15 protein-coding genes are annotated in these 16,258 nt (G+C 68.7%); 8 read left to right on the top strand and 7 right to left on the bottom strand.

The annotated features are described in order from the left end of the window. Positions 1-126: 126 nt before the first annotated feature. Positions 127-1,908, bottom strand: coding sequence for an MFS transporter (locus ACFWUU_RS21440; RefSeq protein WP_380177507.1), 1,782 nt, complete (start codon positions 1,906-1,908; stop codon positions 127-129). A 698-nt stretch (positions 1,909-2,606) separates the two neighbouring features. Here ACFWUU_RS21440 and ACFWUU_RS21445 point away from each other — a divergent pair. Then, a complete protein-coding gene (locus ACFWUU_RS21445; RefSeq protein WP_380177509.1) occupies positions 2,607-3,428 on the top strand; it encodes a DUF3027 domain-containing protein in 822 nt (273 codons plus the stop codon). A 271-nt stretch (positions 3,429-3,699) separates the two neighbouring features. Here the strand turns inward: ACFWUU_RS21445 and ACFWUU_RS21450 are convergent, their stop codons facing one another. Then, positions 3,700-4,602, bottom strand: coding sequence for a LysR family transcriptional regulator (locus tag ACFWUU_RS21450; protein ID WP_137258842.1), 903 nt, complete (start codon positions 4,600-4,602; stop codon positions 3,700-3,702). A gap of 110 nt (positions 4,603-4,712) precedes the next feature. Here ACFWUU_RS21450 and ACFWUU_RS21455 point away from each other — a divergent pair, with 110 nt between their 5' ends. Next, entirely contained in the window at positions 4,713-5,735 is a 1,023-nt protein-coding gene (locus tag ACFWUU_RS21455; protein WP_380177511.1) for a DUF4331 family protein, read from the top strand. 30 nt (positions 5,736-5,765) lie between these two features. Here ACFWUU_RS21455 and ACFWUU_RS21460 read toward each other — a convergent pair whose 3' ends face one another. Further along, a complete protein-coding gene (locus ACFWUU_RS21460) occupies positions 5,766-6,305 on the bottom strand; it encodes a class IV adenylate cyclase (protein WP_380177513.1) in 540 nt (179 codons plus the stop codon). 22 nt (positions 6,306-6,327) lie between these two features. Next, positions 6,328-6,639, bottom strand: a complete 312-nt coding sequence (locus ACFWUU_RS21465) for a DUF2530 domain-containing protein (protein ID WP_380177515.1) — start codon at positions 6,637-6,639, stop codon at positions 6,328-6,330. Positions 6,640-6,712: 73 nt separating this feature from the next. Here ACFWUU_RS21465 and ACFWUU_RS21470 point away from each other — a divergent pair, with 73 nt between their 5' ends. Further along, positions 6,713-8,185 (top strand): NCS2 family permease, encoded by a 1,473-nt coding sequence (locus ACFWUU_RS21470; protein WP_137258846.1) that lies wholly within the window; start codon positions 6,713-6,715, stop codon positions 8,183-8,185. Here ACFWUU_RS21470 and ACFWUU_RS21475 read toward each other — a convergent pair. Continuing rightward, positions 8,146-9,243: a hypothetical protein gene (locus ACFWUU_RS21475; RefSeq protein WP_380177517.1), complete on the bottom strand. Its 1,098-nt coding sequence runs from the start codon at positions 9,241-9,243 to the stop codon at positions 8,146-8,148. The genes ACFWUU_RS21470 and ACFWUU_RS21475 overlap by 40 nt on opposite strands. 83 nt (positions 9,244-9,326) lie before the next feature. Between ACFWUU_RS21475 and ACFWUU_RS21480 the strand changes: the two genes are divergently transcribed. Next, positions 9,327-9,776: a MarR family winged helix-turn-helix transcriptional regulator gene (locus ACFWUU_RS21480; protein WP_380177519.1), complete on the top strand. Its 450-nt coding sequence runs from the start codon at positions 9,327-9,329 to the stop codon at positions 9,774-9,776. Then, complete coding sequence (locus tag ACFWUU_RS21485; RefSeq protein ID WP_137258849.1) at positions 9,773-11,134, top strand: MFS transporter; 1,362 nt, start codon at positions 9,773-9,775, stop codon at positions 11,132-11,134. The genes ACFWUU_RS21480 and ACFWUU_RS21485 overlap by 4 nt, the downstream gene beginning before the upstream one ends. Here the strand turns inward: ACFWUU_RS21485 and ACFWUU_RS21490 are convergent. After that, positions 11,131-11,844 (bottom strand): DUF4429 domain-containing protein, encoded by a 714-nt coding sequence (locus tag ACFWUU_RS21490; protein WP_380177521.1) that lies wholly within the window; start codon positions 11,842-11,844, stop codon positions 11,131-11,133. The two genes, ACFWUU_RS21485 and ACFWUU_RS21490, sit on opposite strands and share 4 nt — an antisense overlap. A gap of 78 nt (positions 11,845-11,922) precedes the next feature. On the opposite strand from ACFWUU_RS21490, the gene ACFWUU_RS21495 reads away from it, so the two are divergent. Beyond that, on the top strand, positions 11,923-13,326 hold the full coding sequence (locus tag ACFWUU_RS21495; protein WP_380177523.1) for a mycothione reductase: 1,404 nt from the start codon (positions 11,923-11,925) through the stop codon (positions 13,324-13,326). On the opposite strand, the gene ACFWUU_RS21500 is transcribed toward ACFWUU_RS21495, so the two are convergent. Next, the gene (locus ACFWUU_RS21500; protein WP_380177525.1) at positions 13,309-14,757 is read right to left on the bottom strand and encodes an LLM class flavin-dependent oxidoreductase; all 1,449 of its coding nucleotides are present in this window, start codon (positions 14,755-14,757) and stop codon (positions 13,309-13,311) included. The two genes, ACFWUU_RS21495 and ACFWUU_RS21500, sit on opposite strands and share 18 nt — an antisense overlap. Before the next feature lie 34 nt (positions 14,758-14,791). On the opposite strand from ACFWUU_RS21500, the gene thpR reads away from it, so the two are divergent. Beyond that, complete coding sequence (thpR, locus tag ACFWUU_RS21505) at positions 14,792-15,355, top strand: RNA 2',3'-cyclic phosphodiesterase (protein ID WP_380177527.1); 564 nt, start codon at positions 14,792-14,794, stop codon at positions 15,353-15,355. A gap of 46 nt (positions 15,356-15,401) precedes the next feature. Next, positions 15,402-16,253, top strand: coding sequence for an iron uptake transporter permease EfeU (efeU, locus tag ACFWUU_RS21510; protein WP_137258854.1), 852 nt, complete (start codon positions 15,402-15,404; stop codon positions 16,251-16,253). The last annotated feature ends 5 nt before the right edge of the window (positions 16,254-16,258 follow it).

The following is a 16,258-nucleotide window of genomic DNA, read 5'->3' on the forward strand; positions in this document are numbered from 1 at the left end:
GCGTCTCGCCTCCCCACCGGGCGCGGCCGCGCCGACGGCGGCCGACTAGCGGCCGCCGTTCCGCGCCTCAACCGCCGCCGGGCGCGGCTGCGTCGATCCCCCCGACCACTCAGCCGCGGGCTGGGGTTAGCGGGGTGGGTGGCGGGGGTTGGTTCCGCCGGGGCGGCGTTTGAAGAGGTTGCCGCGGGTGCGTTCTTCGGTTGGTTCTTCGGCCCAGGGGGACTGGTTCTGGGTGTCCTCGTCCTCGTCGGGCTGGCCGCTCCACCACCGGCCGGCAGGCGGGTTCGGAAGGCTCGCGGGGTCTGGGCGGCGGCGGGGATCTGGACGGCGGTCCGATGGGGGGACTGTTGGTGGCTGGTCGCCGCGCCACTCGATGGTTGGTTCTTCGCCGGAGTCCGAGCGACGCGCCCGGTTCGCGCGTTGCTCGGCGACGCTCGTGGTGAGGATCGTCCGCGTGGTGCTGTCCGGCCGCGGCCGGTCCTGCGACCTGTCATCGTGCCGATCCCCGGTCGGCCGTGGCCTCGACTGCGACCCGGTTCGCGGCCCACCGAGACCGCCCGGACGCAGCGGCCCGTCGGCCGGGCGAGCCGCCGGGCGCATCCGCAGTACGAGGAAGACCACAACCACCAGCACACCCGCCAGGAACCCGAACCCGAGCCGCGGGATCAACGGCAGCACGATCCCGCACCCGCCGCCGATCACCCAGGCCAGCTGCAGCACGGTCTCCGAGCGCGCGAACACCGACGTACGCACGGACTCCGGCACGTCCCGCTGGATCATCGCGTCCAGCGACAGCTTCCCCAGCGAACTGCACAATCCCGCCACCAGGCCGAGCGCGATCAGGATCGGCAGCCCGTACAGAACGGCCACCGCGATCGCGACGATCGCGTCCGCGAGCAGCACCGCCAGCACGACCGCTTCCGGTTTACGTGCCTTGAGCAACGATCCGAGGACGGTGCCGAGACTGTTCCCGATCCCGGCCGCCGCGATCACCGCACCGGCCGCGACCGCGCCCTTCACCCCGCTGATCGGCTGGTCGCGCAACAGGAACGCCAGATACATCGTCAGGAACCCGGAGACGAACCGCAGCCCGAGGTTGCACCGGATCCCGCGCGACACCGCGGCCGTGATCGCCCGCCGCCGCGCATCGCGTCCCGCCGTACCCGTGACCTCTTCATCCGCGGGCGAGTCGACCGCACTCGGCAGCCGGATCGCGAGGATCAGCCCGACGATGTACACCAACGCCGCCCACCGCAGCGACCATTCCGGCCCGATCGCGGCGAACGCGGCGGCGATCCCGGCGCCGATGGTCGCACCGGCGACACCGGCCAGCGAGATGCGCGAGTTGGCCGTGACGAGCGTGATCTGCTTCGGGAGCAGGCGCGGTACGGCGGAGGCGCGCGTGACGCCGTACGCCTTGGAAGCGACGAGGCAGCCGAGGGCGGCCGGGTACAGCCAGGCGGATCCGTGGCCGGAGATCGAGGACGCGAGACTCCAGACGAGGAACGCCCGTACGCCGAGTGTCGCGCCGATCGCCCAGCGCCGACCGTGCCTGAACCGGTCGAGCATCGGGCCGATCAGCGGCGCCATCAACGCGAACGGAGCCATCGTCAGCAGTAGGAACAACGCCACCCGGTCGCGCGCCTGGTCGCTCGGCACGGTGAAGAACACAGTCCCGGCGAGCGAAACCGCGAACGCCGTATCGCCGGCTGCGTTGACCGCGCCCAGCTCGATCAGCCGCGAAAGCCCCGACTCACCGGCGCCTTGAGCACCCGTCAGGCCGCGGATCCGACGGCCGGTCGCACGACCGACCTTCCCGCTGACCTCAGCCGCCTTCTTCGACGCCGAAGCGACGCCCTCAGCCCCGACCTTGGAAGCATGCCCGACCTTCTTGCTCGCAGACCCCACCCGCCCCCGAGCATCACTCAGCCGATCACCCGCCGACTTCCCAGCCTCGCCGCCAGTCTCGCCGCCGGGCGCACCCGAGCGTGCTCCGCCATTGGTCGGCCCCGGGCGTGGTCCGCCGGGCGCACCCGGGCGTGGTCCGCCGCTCGTCGTACGCGGGCGCTCTGCGCCGCTTCCCGCGTCCGAGCGCCCTGCGCCGCCGGAGCTGGGCCTACCGGCGCCAGCTCGACCCGTGCTGGACCCACCGGCGCCGGCTCCGCCCGGGGGTGCTGCGCCGCCGTTTGTGCTGGAGTGGTCGGCTCGGTCGCCGGTTCCTGCTGCGCTGCCCCCCATGCCACCACCCGCCTGCTCGTCCGGAGCCCTCCGGTTCGAAGCCCGCCCGGCGCCCCGTCCGTGCCCATTCTCCTCCCGGCCTCGGCCCGTGTCGCCGCGCGACCGGCCGGCGGCGTCGCCGTCACGCCTGCCGCGCCCGGCGTTCGGGTCGTCGGAGTCGGGGGGATGCATGGAACCATCCTGCCTCGCACCGGGGACAGAGCGCAGTCACCGCGCGTGCGAGCGGGCCGGATGCGGTTCGGCGGCGGTTCGGCGACGGCGGTTCGGCGTACAGGGACAGGCAGGTCCGGCGTACGGGGACAGGCAGGTTTGGCGTACTGCGACGGGCGGTTCGGTGTACTGGGAGCGGCGTGCGAGAATGGGCGATTGTGACTCCCGTCAGAACTCCGGAACCGGTCCGTGCCAAGCCCGACGCCGTCTGCGTCGCGGCGGTCGAACCGGCCCGCGAGGCTGCGATCGCCGAGGCCGGCGCCGCGCAGGTCGGTGAGCACCTCGGTCATCTGGTCGAGGGTGAGCGCCTCGTCACGCACTACTTCGCGTCCACGCATCCCGGGTATCGCGGCTGGCGCTGGGCGGTCACCGTCACGCGCGCCTCCCGCGCCAAGACCGTCACGATCAACGAGGTCGTGATGCTGCCGGGAGACGTCGCGATCGTCGCGCCGGAGTGGGTCCCGTGGTCGGACCGCGTCCAGCCCGGGGACCTTCGTCCCGGCGATCTGTTCCCGACCGCTCCCGAGGACCCGCGCCTCGAGCCGGGGTTCACCGACACCTCGGACGCTCCTGAGGACGTTCTCACGGTGGTCGAGGAGCTCGGTCTCGGTCGCGAGCGGGTGCTGTCGCCGTTCGGGCGGGAGGAGGCGGCCGAGCGTTGGTACGCCGGTGACTTCGGGCCGACGTCGCCGATCGCGCAGGCCGTTCCGTACAAGTGCCACTCCTGCGGCTACTGGATCCGCCTCGCCGACAGCCTCGGTCAGGCGTTCGGGGTGTGCGCCAACGAGATGGCTCCGGGCGAGGCCCGCGTCGTCGCGTACGACTACGGCTGCGGCGCCCACTCCGACGCCACCATCGACATCCCCGAACCCCCCACCCCCGACCACGCCTTCGACACCACCGGCTACGACAACCTCGAACTCACCGAGCCCGAGGTCGCCGTAACCCCCCGCGCCGCCGAAGAACTCGCCGAGGACTAACCCCACAAAGGACACGGCCTAGCGGCCGCGACAGTTCTTGTTGCCGCCTTCGGCGGGAGTTGGTCCCGCGTTCGAGCGCGGAGGCCGGCCGCCAAGCAGCTGCGATGGGGTCTGCTGGTCGGGTGCGCCGGCGTGTGAGCTGGATCGGGCACGGGCTAACGACCGCGGCTGGGGTGGGGCCTGGTGGACGCGTTTGCTGGCGGGTGAGGCCAGTCGGGCACGGCCAAGCGGCCGTGGCGCCTTCGGTGGGGTTGGGGGACTGCGGTTACGGTCAGCGGGGGCTGCGGGCTATTTGGAGTAGGGTTTCGGCGGCTGGTGGTAGGGGGCGGGTTTTTGGCCAGATGGCTCGGAGTTTGCGGTGGAGGTCGGCTCCGGCTAGGCGGATCTCGACTAGGTGGCCGAGGGCTAGGTCGTCTTCGACTGTGGCGGCGCTCAGGACGGCGGGGCCGATGCTTGCGGCGGCTGCGCTGCGGACGGCGGCGTTGACGTCGAGCACCATCAGGGGGTCTACCGGTTGGAGGCCGGCGCGGGTGAAGACCCGCTCCAGGGTCTCGCGGGTTCCTGAGCCGGGCTCGCGGACGATGAGTGGGGTGGCCGCGAGTTCGGCGAGTTGTACCGGCTGGCGGCGGCGCGCCCAGGGATGTGCGCGGGTGACTACGACGACGAGCCGGTCGGTGGCGACTGTCCGTGAGCTGAGTCCGTGCGGCACCGCGGGTCCCTCGACGAACCCGATGCTGATCTCGTGGCGTGACGCCAACGCGGCGACCTGCTCGGAGTTGGTCACCTTCAGGCTGAGCTGGACGCCGGGCGACTGCCGCTGGAGCTCGGCGACCCAGCCCGGGAGGAAGCTCTCGGCCAGCGTCATGCTGGTCGCCACTCGCAGGTCACGTCCCCGCTCGGCGCGAAGAGCTGCCGCACCGGCCAACAGATTCGCGGCCTCGGCCAGTACCTGTTCGGACCAGTGACACACCGCCTTGCCTTCGGTGGTCAGAGCCGAGCCGCGAGTGTCTCGCTCGGCAAGCTGTAGCCCGAGCCGGCGTTCCAGCATGCCGAGACGTTTGCTGGCGGCAGGCTGGCTGATCCGCATCCGCTCCGCGGCCTGGCCGAGGCTGCCGAGTTCGGCGACCAGTGTCAGCAGCCGCAGGCTGTCGAGGTCCAGCGAGGTTTCGCTCATAACCATTCATTATGAGGAGTTACCGCATTGGCGGGTACTCCCGTCCGCCGCGCCCCGTGATGCTCGATGGCAGGCCGACAACGGTCACCGAACGAAGGGAAGCACCGACCATGTCGCACCACCTCGACACACCACTCGCCAGGCAGAACGGGCAGCTCTACATCGACGATCTCTACGTCTTCTCCGGGGAGGACAGCACGGTGTTCGTCATGGACGTCAACTCGACGATCACCGGGGACGACGTCCAGCCGGGGTTCCACCACGAGGCTCGCTACGAGTTCAAGGTGCACGTCGACGACGCGGAGTACGAGTCGCTCACCTACCGGATCTCCTTCGGCGAACACGATGCGTCCGGCCGGCAGCCCCTCGCCGTACACGTGCTGACCGGCGACGACGCCCGGGAGGACAGCGTCGACGGAGAGCTCGTCCTCGAGGGCAGGACCGGTGAGCCGGCCGAGGGTGCAGGGCTGCGGGTGTGGGCCGGCCGGATCCACGACTCGTTCTACATCGACCTGTCGCTGCTCTCCCGGGTGAACGCCGCCGTACACGACGGTACGGCGGTTGCCCTGTCCGGATGGCGTCCCGAGGAGGCGCGCAACAGCTTCGCGGGTACCACGGTCGAGTCGATCGTGCTGGAGGTCTCGCACCAGCACCCGGTGCTCACGCCGGGTACGCGCACCGGGGTCTGGTGCACCACGAAGCTGGCGACCGACGCCGGCGGCTGGCGGCAGATCAACCGGGCCGGCAATCCGATGATGTGGCCGATCTTCTGGCCGGACGACACCCGCTTCACGTACCCGGCCAACACCCGCCACCCGTCGCAGGACTTCACTGCCGACGGCAAGAATCTGGCTGACAGGGTCGCCGCGGTGGTCGCGGCCGGAGGCGCCGCGGGCGACTCGCACGGCTACGGTGAGACGGTCGCCCGCGAACTGCTGCCCGACGTTCTCCCGTACGTCGTCGGCACGCCGGCAAGCTTCGGATTCGCGACCCGCAACGGGCGCGGTCTCGCCGACAACGCCCCGGAGCTCATGCTCTCGATGGTTGCCGGCACCGCCGTACCGTCCGGCCTGGACCCGTCGACGAACGAAAGCCTGCGCCGACCGGCCTTCCCGTACGTCGACCCCGCCTGACTCCCCGCGGCAACAGGAACTAGCTGGGTGTCAGGTTGTAGTGAACCTGAGGTCTGAGATGTCGGACAGGTTGATGCCGTAGCGGGCGTACACCTTGGTGGTGTTCTCGCCGGTGAGTTCGTGTTCGGAGTAGCCGAGGGTGGTGGCCACTTCTACGACGTGTTCGCGGGAGTGGCTCTCGATCTCGAGGTACGGCGGGATGTGGGGCCAGTGGTCCAGCTCGAGTTGGGCGCCGTACAGCTCGAAGCTGGTGCGGCGGTTCTCCTGGTAGGACTTGGGGGCGAAGCCGATCCGGCGTAGCAGGTCGGCCGTGGTCTCGAACGAGCTGACCGCGACCTCGGTCTCCGTCGTACCGTCGATCCCGTCGTGGGCGATCTCCTTCACGGTGAGCGTCACCTCGGTCCCGCTGTCCCGCAGCCGGATCCAGCGTGACTCGTCGCCCACGGCAACGTCGTACACCAACCGCCGCATCACCCGGTCCGCAACCCGACGCCCACCCAGCCCGAGGATCTTCTCCGCGACGACCGCCGGATCAACCTCCAGCACCTTCGCCTCAAACTCGACGGGCAACCCGACTCTCCTCCGGTACGACTCAGTCCTCTGTCGCCGGGCGGTGGCCGGCTTGGATGGCGGTCCAGCGGCGTTTGCAGTACCAGAGGCCGATGAGGCCCAGGCCGAAGCCGGCGACGGGGACCCAGAGCCACCAGTCGAGGCCGTTGTCCTTCAGGCGGTCGCGGAAGATCAGCAGCACGACGAAGGCGACCGCCCACAGGGCGATGCCGGTGATGACGCTGGGGATGCCGGACAGGTCCAGCGGTTTGACCTCGGCGTGCACCAGCTCCCCGCGGGCCAACTGGCTCGTCGGGTCGGTGCGCTTCTTCGGTCCGTCCTGCTCCTCGCTCACACCCTCACTCTAACCCGCAACGGATTGGTGTAAGTGCTCGCAACTGGCCGGTAGGACCTGGCACGATGCGGGCATGAGCTCGCCCCAGGCCTCGACGGCCCGCTCCGGTTCCGGTCCCCTCGACGCGTACTTCAAGATCAGTGAACGCGGATCCACGCTCGGCCGGGAGATCCGTGGTGGGCTGGTCACGTTCTTCACGATGGCCTACATCGTCGTGCTGAACCCGCTGATCATCGGCACCGTCAAGGACGGCGCCGGCCAGTTCGTCGGCGGCGGCACCGACCCGGCCGCGGCGATCGCGAAGATCGCGGTCGCGACTGCGCTGGTGGCCGGTGTGGTCACGATCCTGATGGGCGTGGTCGCGAACTTCCCGCTCGCGCTCGCCACCGGGCTCGGCCTGAACGCGTTCATCGCGTTCTCGGTCGCGACCAAGATGACCTGGGCCGACGCGATGGGCCTGGTCGTGCTCGAGGGCCTGATCATCCTGATCCTCGTGCTGACCGGCTTCCGCAAGGCGGTGTTCGAGGCGGTCCCGCTCCAGCTGAAGATCGCGATCAGCGTCGGCATCGGCCTGTTCATCGCGTTCATCGGTGTGGTCGACGCAGGCTTCGTACGTCGTCCCGCCGCGCCCACCGGCCCGCCGGTCGAACTAGGTGTCGGCGGCACCCTCCGCGGCTGGCCGGTGCTGGTGTTCGTGGTCGGCCTGATCCTGATCGTCACGCTGTACGCCCGGAAGGTGAAGGGCGCGATCCTGATCGGCATCCTGGCCTCGACCGTGCTGGCGATCATCATCGAGGCGATCGCGAACGTCGGCGCCCGCACCGCGGACAACCCCGGCGGCTGGGGCCTGAGCGTGCCGAAGCTGCCGGACCAGTGGTTCACGAAACCGAACCTGGACACGATCGGCGAGTTCAGCTTGTTCGGCTCGTTCGAGAAGATCGGCGCGGTGTCGGCGATCCTGCTGATCTTCACGCTGATGCTGGCCGACTTCTTCGACACGATGGGCACGATGACCGCGATCGGCGCCGAGGCCGGCCTGCTCGACAAGGACGGCATCCCGCCGAACTCGCAGCGCATCCTGATCGTCGACAGCGTCGCCGCTGCCGCCGGCGGCGCGGCGAGCGTGTCCAGCAACACGTCGTACATCGAATCGGCGTCGGGTGTCGGTGAAGGCGCGCGGACCGGTCTGGCGAGCGTGGTGACCGGGATCTGCTTCCTGATCTCGATGGTGGTCGCGCCGCTCGTCACGCTGGTCCCGTACGAGGCCGCGACACCGGCGCTGATCCTGGTCGGCTTCCTGATGATGACGCAGGTGAAGGGCATCGACTTCGACGACATCGAGGTCGCGTTCCCGGCGTTCCTGACCATCGTCCTGATGCCGTTCACGTACTCGATCTCGGCAGGTATCGGCGCCGGCTTCGTCTTCTACGTCATCCTGAAGTCCGTCCGCGGCAAGGCCCGCCAGGTCCACCCGCTGATGTGGGTCGTCGCCGCGCTCTTCGTCATCTACTTCGCGATCGGCCCGCTCACCGACTGGCTCACCTGAGCACGCTGATCGAGGTACTCCGCGCGGGTGACGAACAGCTCGCGGAGTTCGGTGGTGAGGCTTTCGAGGAAGTCGGCACGGTACGTCGCATCCGTGAGGAGCGCGATCGAGTAGTACAGGCCGGTGAAGGTTGCGATGCCGACGGCAACCTTCACCAGCGACGAGCTGATCACCACCGGGTGGTTCAGGATCAGCAACGTGTGGGACCACCCGCCGTGGTCGATGCCCCACTGCTGGTAGATGTGGTCGCTGATCGCGAGCATGCCGAAGGCAACGAAGAACAGGCCGACCCCACTGCTGACGACGAGGACCTGCATCCACTGCCGGATCACCAGGCTGAGGCTGAGGTTCATCCGCTGGACCCGGCGCAGCGGCGGCCCGGAGCTGACGTCGCGCTCGATCGCCTCCAGCTCGCGCGGCAGTCGCAGCATCAGGAACAGATTGCTGAGTACGGCGAAGCCGACCGCGAGGAACACGACGAAGGCGACCGGCATACCCGCGAACACCTGCCACGTGTCCGCGGTGATGAACAGCACCAGCGAGAAGATCAGTAGCAGCGGTAGCGCCCGGACCAGGCTGGCCACGGAGTTCGCCAGCTCACCCGCGAGCCGGCGCAGCCCCCACAGCGTCGTACCGACGAGGCCGTAGCCGACCACGGTGTACACCAGGCCGACGAGCAGCAGGTTGCCGGCGGCAACTCCGAAGAACTGGCGGATCTGACCGTCGGAGACCACCGGCAGGCTGGCCGGCAGCAGTACGAAGACCGCCAGCTCGGGCGTCCCGAACCGTTTCGGCAGCGACCAGAAGGGCCGGCCGCGGAGCCGGTTCAGTACGCCGAACCCGCCGATCAGGAACGCGAGACCGCCGAGCGCCGCGAGCAGGTTCACCCAGAGCGGCCAGTTGAGCGAGATCGCGCCGAGCATCTCGGCCAGGAACACCAGCACCAGCAGCGGGGTCGCCCGCGTGAAGATGTCGTGCGTCGGCGAGAAGTCCTCGATGAACAGCGGCAGCCCGGCCTGCCGGAACCGCTGCTCGTACCGCTCCAGCTCGGCGCTCATGAACCGGAACTCTAGCGGGGCCGGGAATACCAGCCGCCGGTCACCGGTTTTAGTTAGCAAAGGTAATGAGTTAAGGTAAAGACATGCCCGAAGTCGTAGCCCAGCAGGTGAAGAGTGACGTCGGGCTGGCCAGTGCCCTGCGGTCGTCGACGCTCAGGTTGTCCCGGCAGATCCGGCGTCAGCGTGAGCCCGGTCACGATCTCACCGCGAACCAGCTCAGCGTGCTCGGCGCGCTGTCCAAGCACGAGTCGATGACGATCGGCGAGCTGGCCTCCCACGAGCAGGTGAAGCCGCCGTCGATGACGCGGATCGTGACGAACATGGAGGAGGCGGGTCTGGTGATCCGCCGCCCGCACCCGACCGACAAGCGCCAGATCGTCGTCGAGCTGACCGGCCGCGCCGACGAGCTGATCCTGGCGAACCGCCGGCGCCGCGACGAGTGGCTGCAGACCAAGCTGAAGCAATTGACCCCCGAGGAGCGCGACATCCTGCGCAAGGCAGCACCTGTTCTCGAACGCCTGGCGGCCCAGTGAGCCCGACCTTCCGCGCGTTCAAAGTCCGTAACTTCCGTCTCTACGCCACCGGCGCGATCGTCTCGAACGTCGGCACCTGGATGCAGCGTGTCGCCCAGGACTGGCTGGTCCTGGAGCTGACCCACTCCGGTACGGCGCTCGGTATCGTCACCGGACTCCAGTTCCTGCCTGCCCTCTTGCTCGGCCCGTACGCCGGACTGGTCGCCGACCGCTTCCCGAAGCGGACCGTGCTGACCGTCACCCAGATCGCGATGGCCAGCGTCGCCCTGACGCTCGGTGGCCTCACGATCGGCGGCGTCGTACAGACCTGGCATGTGTACCTGCTCGCCCTGCTGTTCGGTGTCGGTACGGCGTTCGACGCCCCGACCCGGCAGTCCTTCGTCGTCGAGATGGTCGGCCGCGACGAGCTCTCCAACGCCGTCGGGCTGAACTCGGCGTCCTTCAACGCCGCCCGGCTGCTCGGCCCGGCGCTGGCCGGTCTGCTGATCAACTGGATCGGCACAGGTCCGGTGATCCTGGTCAACGGCTTCACGTACGCCGCGGTGATCCTCTCGCTGCGGCTGATGCGCGTGTCCGAGCTGCACACCCCGAAGCCCGCCGGCCGCGAGAAGGGCATGATCCGCGACGGTATGCGCTACCTGTGGCGCCGGCCGGACCTGATGATGGTCCTGGTCGCGGTCTTCTTCGCCGGCACCTTCGGCCTGAACTTCCAGCTCACCTCGGCGCTGATGGCAACGAGTGTGTTCCACAAGGGCGCGGGGGAGTACGGCATCCTCGGCTCGGTGCTCGCGATCGGCTCGCTGGCCGGTGCGTTGCTCGCGGCTCGCCGGGTCCGGATCCGGGCCCGCCTGGTGATCGGCGCCGCGCTGGCGTTCGGTATCGCCGAGATCGTCAGCGCCTTGATGCCGACGTACCTGACCTTCGCGTTGGTGCTGCCGATCGTCGGCCTGGCCTCCCTGACCATGCTGACCTCGGCGAACGCGACCATGCAGCTGAGCATCGAGCCGACCATGCGTGGCCGGGTGATGGCGCTGTACATGACGGTCCTGATGGGCGGTACGCCGATCGGCTCGCCGTTCATCGGCTGGATCGGGCAGGTGTTCGGCGCGCGGTACTCGCTGATCGTCGGCGGTGGACTGACCGTGCTCGGGACCGTCGCCTCGGTGCTGTACTTCTCCCGCCGACGCGGTCTCGCGATCCGGCCGCGGTTGCTGCCGCGCCCGCATCTCGAGGTGCTGCCGCAGACCGAGCTGCTCGGCGACAAGGCAGTCCTCGAGACCGTCCCGCTCGACGACGAGCCCGTGGCGCTCAAGGACGAGCCCGGCGCGAAGCAGGACGTCGGACCGAGAGTCGCTTAGGGCCGGATCCGGGTCAGCAGGCGGGCGGCGAAGAACAGCGCGTCGACGTCGGCGCCGGCCTCGATCAGCATCGCCGCCGGGTCGTGCTTCGGCTTCGGGCGCTCGTCCGGCGTACCGGCCGTGGCGATCCGGAGGAAGCCGCGGGCGCCGAATCGCCCAGGGGTCGGCGACCACTCGACGTCGATGATGTCGACCAGCGGCACCGACCACTGCGCGCCGAGCGCTTTCTTCCTCCGGCCCGCGGACCGTTTGTAGTCGAACGTGAGCCGCCCGTTCGCTACCGACAGCGTCGCGTCCCGGCCCGTGAGCCGGTCCGGCGCGACCGGCGGTGCGAGCAACCAGCGGGCGGAGGTCGTCGGCGGTACGTCGCGGCGGACAAGGGTACTGCGGATGTCGCGGGCGATCTGCTCCGCGAGCGCGGGGTCGACCTCCGGGAAGTCATACAGGTCCATCACGACCTGACCGCCGGTCACTGACTGGAGCGGGTCGGCGCCGTCGCGCAGGATGAGCTTGAGACCGGCCCCGCTGACCTCGACCGCCTTGAGCGCCTCGACCGGCAGGATCCGTTCGCCCAGGCGGGTCCGCAACGAGCTGGTCAGCGCATCGAGTCCGGCTTGCGTTCCGTCGTACCGGAGGCGAAGGATCCCGATGCCGTCCCAGACGACCGTGCCGTTCGTGCTTTTCAGCTCACCGCTTCCCACCCTCCCCATCTTCCCTCCTGAGCGGGTCCACCGCAGGTTCCTGCGTGTAACCGCAGGCCGACTTGCGTGTAAGCGGCACAATGAGGTGTGACCCATTACGACCTGGTAGTCATTGGGACAGGATCCGGCAACACGATCGTGAACAAGCGGTTCGCGGACCGGAAGGTCGCGATCGTCGAGCGTGGCACCTTCGGCGGCACCTGCCTGAACGTCGGTTGTATCCCGACCAAGATGTTCGTGCACGCCGCCGACGTGGCCGCGACCCCGTCGGAGAGCTCACGGTACGGCGTCGACGAGCAACTGCTCGACGTCCGCTGGCCCGACGTCCGGGACCGGATCTTCGGCCGGATCGACCCGATCGCGGCGGGCGGCTCGGAGTACCGGCACCACAGCCCGGACAACGCCAACGTCACCGTGTACGACGGGACCGGCCGGTTCACCGGGTTCAAGGAACTGACCGTCGACAACAAGGACGGGTCGACGAGCGTGTTCAGCGCCGACCAGTTCGTGCTCGCCACCGGTAGTCGGCCGATCGTGCCGCCGATCCCGGGGCTCGAGGAGACCGGGTTCCACACCTCGAACACGATCATGCGGCTCGACGAGCTGCCGCGCCGGCTGGCGATCATCGGCAGCGGGTTCGTCGCGGCCGAGTTCGCGCACGTGTTCGCGTCGTTCGGGGTGGAGGTGACGATCATCGCGCGCTCGAACGTGCTGCTCCGGCACGAGGACGGCGAGCTCGCCTCGGCGTACACGAAGATCGCCCAGGAGCTGTACGACGTACGCCTGAACCACGAGACCGTCCGGGTGACACGCCATGAGGACGGCTCGATCGCGCTCAAGATGCTGCACCCGGCCGGGATCGACACCCTGGTCGTCGACGAGCTCCTGGTCGCGGTCGGCCGGGAACCGAACTCCGACCTGCTGAACCTGGACGCCACCGGTGTCGAGGTCGACAGCGAGGCGCGGGTGGTCGTGGACAAGTACCAGCAGACCACCGTCGACGGCATCTACGCGCTGGGCGATGTGACCACCCCGCACCAGCTGAAGCACGTCGCGAACCACGAGGCCCGGGTGGTGAAGCACAACCTGCTCAACCCGGACGACCGGATCGAGTCCGACCACCGCTTCGTACCGCACGCGGTCTTCAGCGCGCCGCAGATCGCCTCCGTCGGCCTGACCGAGGAGCAGGCGAAGGAGCGCGGGATCCCTTATGTGAAAGCGGTTCAGCGGTACGCCGATATCGCGTACGGCTGGGCGATGGAGGACACGACCGGGTTCGCGAAGATCCTGGCCGACCCGAAGACCGGTCAGGTCATCGGCGCGCACATCATGGGACCGCAGGCGCCGACCGTGATCCAGCCGATCATCCAGGCGATGAGTTTCGGCCTGGACGCGTACTCGATGGCGCGTCAGCAGTACTGGATCCATCCGGCGATGCCCGAACTGATCGAGAACGCGTTGCTGCAGCTGGACCTACACCCGGAAGGCTGAGATCACGTCGGCGACCGTGTCGAGCGTCTCGAGGTCGGGCAGGCTGATCATCACCTCGGCCACACCCGCCTCGGACAGCTCGCGGAACCGACCGATCTGATCGTCCACCGTGCCGGCGTTCACCATCGCGGCGTACCGCGCCGGGTTCACGTTCCTCGGGCGCAGCTTCTGCACGAGCTCGTCCAGCTGCCGGGAGTCCTTACCCACAAGGGTTGTCGACAGGTGGGTCACCTCGACGGGGCGATCGCCGAGGTGACCGACAGCCTTCCGGACCGCGGCGGCGTCCCCGAAGACGTTCACGGCATCGGCGTACCGCGCCGCCAGCCTGAGCGTCCGCGGTCCGCTCCCGCCGACCAGCACCGGCAGGTGTTCCTGCAACGGCCGCGGGTAGCACGTGGTGTCCGGTACGTCGAGAACCTTGCCGTGGAACGGTTTGTTGCCTGGTCCCCATAAAACCGGCAGCAACTGCAACGCGTCCTCGAGCAAGGCATACCGCTCACTCACCGGCGGGAACGACCAGCCGTAGGCCTTGTGCTCGGCCTCGAACCACGCGAGCCCGACGCCGCACACCGCCCGCCCACCACTCAACACGTCGAGCGTCGCCGCGATCTTCCCGAGGTGGGCGACGTTCCGATAGGTGATGCCCGAGACCAACGTGCCGAGGCGTACGCGCGTGGTGCAGGCCGCCAGATACCCCAGCGTCGTCCAGCTCTCCAGGAAGTCGTCCCACGCCCGCCCGACCTGCGGGATCTGCCGGAAATGATCCATCACATAGATCGAGTCGAACCCCACCGCCTCAGCCTTCGAAGCCACCTCCCGCACCCAAGCCGCCAGCCCCGCCCGACCACCTGGATGCGTGTAACTGCTCAGCTGCAACCCGAACCTCAGCCCGCTCGGCTTCTCCACCTGCCGCACAGCCGCCTCGCCCGCGTCCACAAACGCCTCAGGGACCACCCGAACGGCCGTCGGTTGCAGAACCTGGTCGTACCCTTCGTCCGGCAACTCCTTCTTCGCCGCCGCCCACGACCGTAACTGCGAGGTCAGCACATCAGCCGGGATCCGCTTGGCCGACCGCTCCCGATTCCGCCGCCGGCACTCTTCGGCCGGAGTATCGAAACCCACCGCCACACAGGCCATCCCGGCCTCACGCGCCAGCCGCAGCCACTCCAACCGCCGGTCCTTGTCGAGGCCGAGAGTGTCGATCACAGTCGTCAACCGCCGCCCGATTCGTTGCCGCACCACCACATCCAGCAACGCGAACGCATCCGCACTGGCCGCAATATCGTCCTCCCCGGCACCGACCAACGCCCGCAACCGGTCACTCGACACGATCAACTCCGGCGCGAACAGCTCCGCCGCCCAGGTCGACTTCCCCGACGCCCCTGGCCCCACCAGGATCACCACACACGGCGACGGCAGTTTGAGTTCCACACAAAGCAGTTTCCACCACCGATAGCATTTCGGGATGCGATTGTTCGTGGCCGTGGTGCCACCCATCGAAGTTGTGGAGGATCTGAGCGAGTTCGTCGAGCCGCGGCGGGAGCATCCGGATGACGACATCCGGTGGGCCTCGGAGCAGCACTGGCACATCACGCTGGCGTTCCTCGGCGACGTACCGGACTGGAAGACCGAGGAGCTCGAGGAGCGGCTGGAGGCGGCCGCGCAACGGCAGAAGCCGTTCGAGTTGCAGTTGACCGGCGCGGGCGCGTTCCCCGGCGTACCGGACGCGCGGGTGCTGTACGCCGGAGTGCGCGACGACACCGAATCGCTGAAGCACCTGTCGGTGACCACGCGGTCGGCGGCGAGTCGGGCCGGCGTCACCGTCGAGGGCCGGAAGTTCACCCCGCATGTGACCCTGGCCCGGTTGCGGCGACCGATCGATGTGACCAGGTGGGTCAGGGTTTTCGACACCTACGACGGTCCGGTCTGGACCGCGGGTAGCCTGCAGTTGATTCAATCCCGGCTCGGTGAGGGTCCGGGGCAAAGTGCGGCGTACGACACAGTAGGCGAATGGGACTTCTTAGGTTAACCTCAGCAAGGTTAGCCGTACCTAATGCTCTGGAAGTGTCGCCGCCATGCTCGCGAACTATCTGATCGGACTCCGTGAGGGACTCGAGGCTTCGCTGGTTGTCAGCATCCTCGCCACGTTCCTGGTCAAGTCGGGGCATCGCGATCGCCTGAAACTGGTCTGGATCGGTGTTGCGACGGCGCTCGGTGTCGCGGCCGTCGCCTGGGGCCTGCTCCAGTTCGTCACCTCGCTGACCGCGAAGTCGTTCACCACCCAGGAGACCGTCGGCGGGGTGATGTCGATCCTCGCGGTCGGCTTCGTCACCTGGATGATCTTCTGGATGCGCAAGGCGTCCCGCAGTATCGCCAAGGAACTGCGCGAGCGGATGGGGCAGGCGCTCGAGGTCGGGTCCCGCGCCGTCGTCATCCTCGCGTTCCTGGCGGTGTTCCGGGAGAGCATCGAGACCGCGTTCATCGTGTACGCGTCCGCCGCCACCGCGACCACCGCCGTACCGCTGATCGGGGTGCTGCTCGGCCTCGGTACGTCGGTGCTGCTGGGGGTCGCGATCTACAAGGGCGCGGTGAAGATCAACCTGGCCGTGTTCTTCAAGTGGACCGGCGCGGTGCTGATCCTGGTCGCGGCCGGCATCTTCGCGTACGGGTTCCACGACCTGCAGGAGGCGGGCATCCTGCCCGGCCTGGACCATCTCGCGTTCGACATCTCGCATGTGATCCCGCCGGACAGCTGGTACGGCGTACTGCTCAAGGGCATCTTCAACTTCAACCCGACCCCCACCGTGCTAGAGGCAACCGCGTGGGTCGTCTATCTGGTCCCGGTGATGGTGCTCTACTTCCGTCCGGTGAAGAGCTCCACGCCGCCCGCCGTACCGGCGGCCAAGACCGCCGGCGAAGCGGCCTGATCCAC

Origin of the sequence: Kribbella sp. NPDC058693 (genome assembly GCF_042715335.1) — a bacterium.
Lineage (GTDB): Bacteria > Actinomycetota > Actinomycetes > Propionibacteriales > Kribbellaceae > Kribbella > Kribbella jiaozuonensis.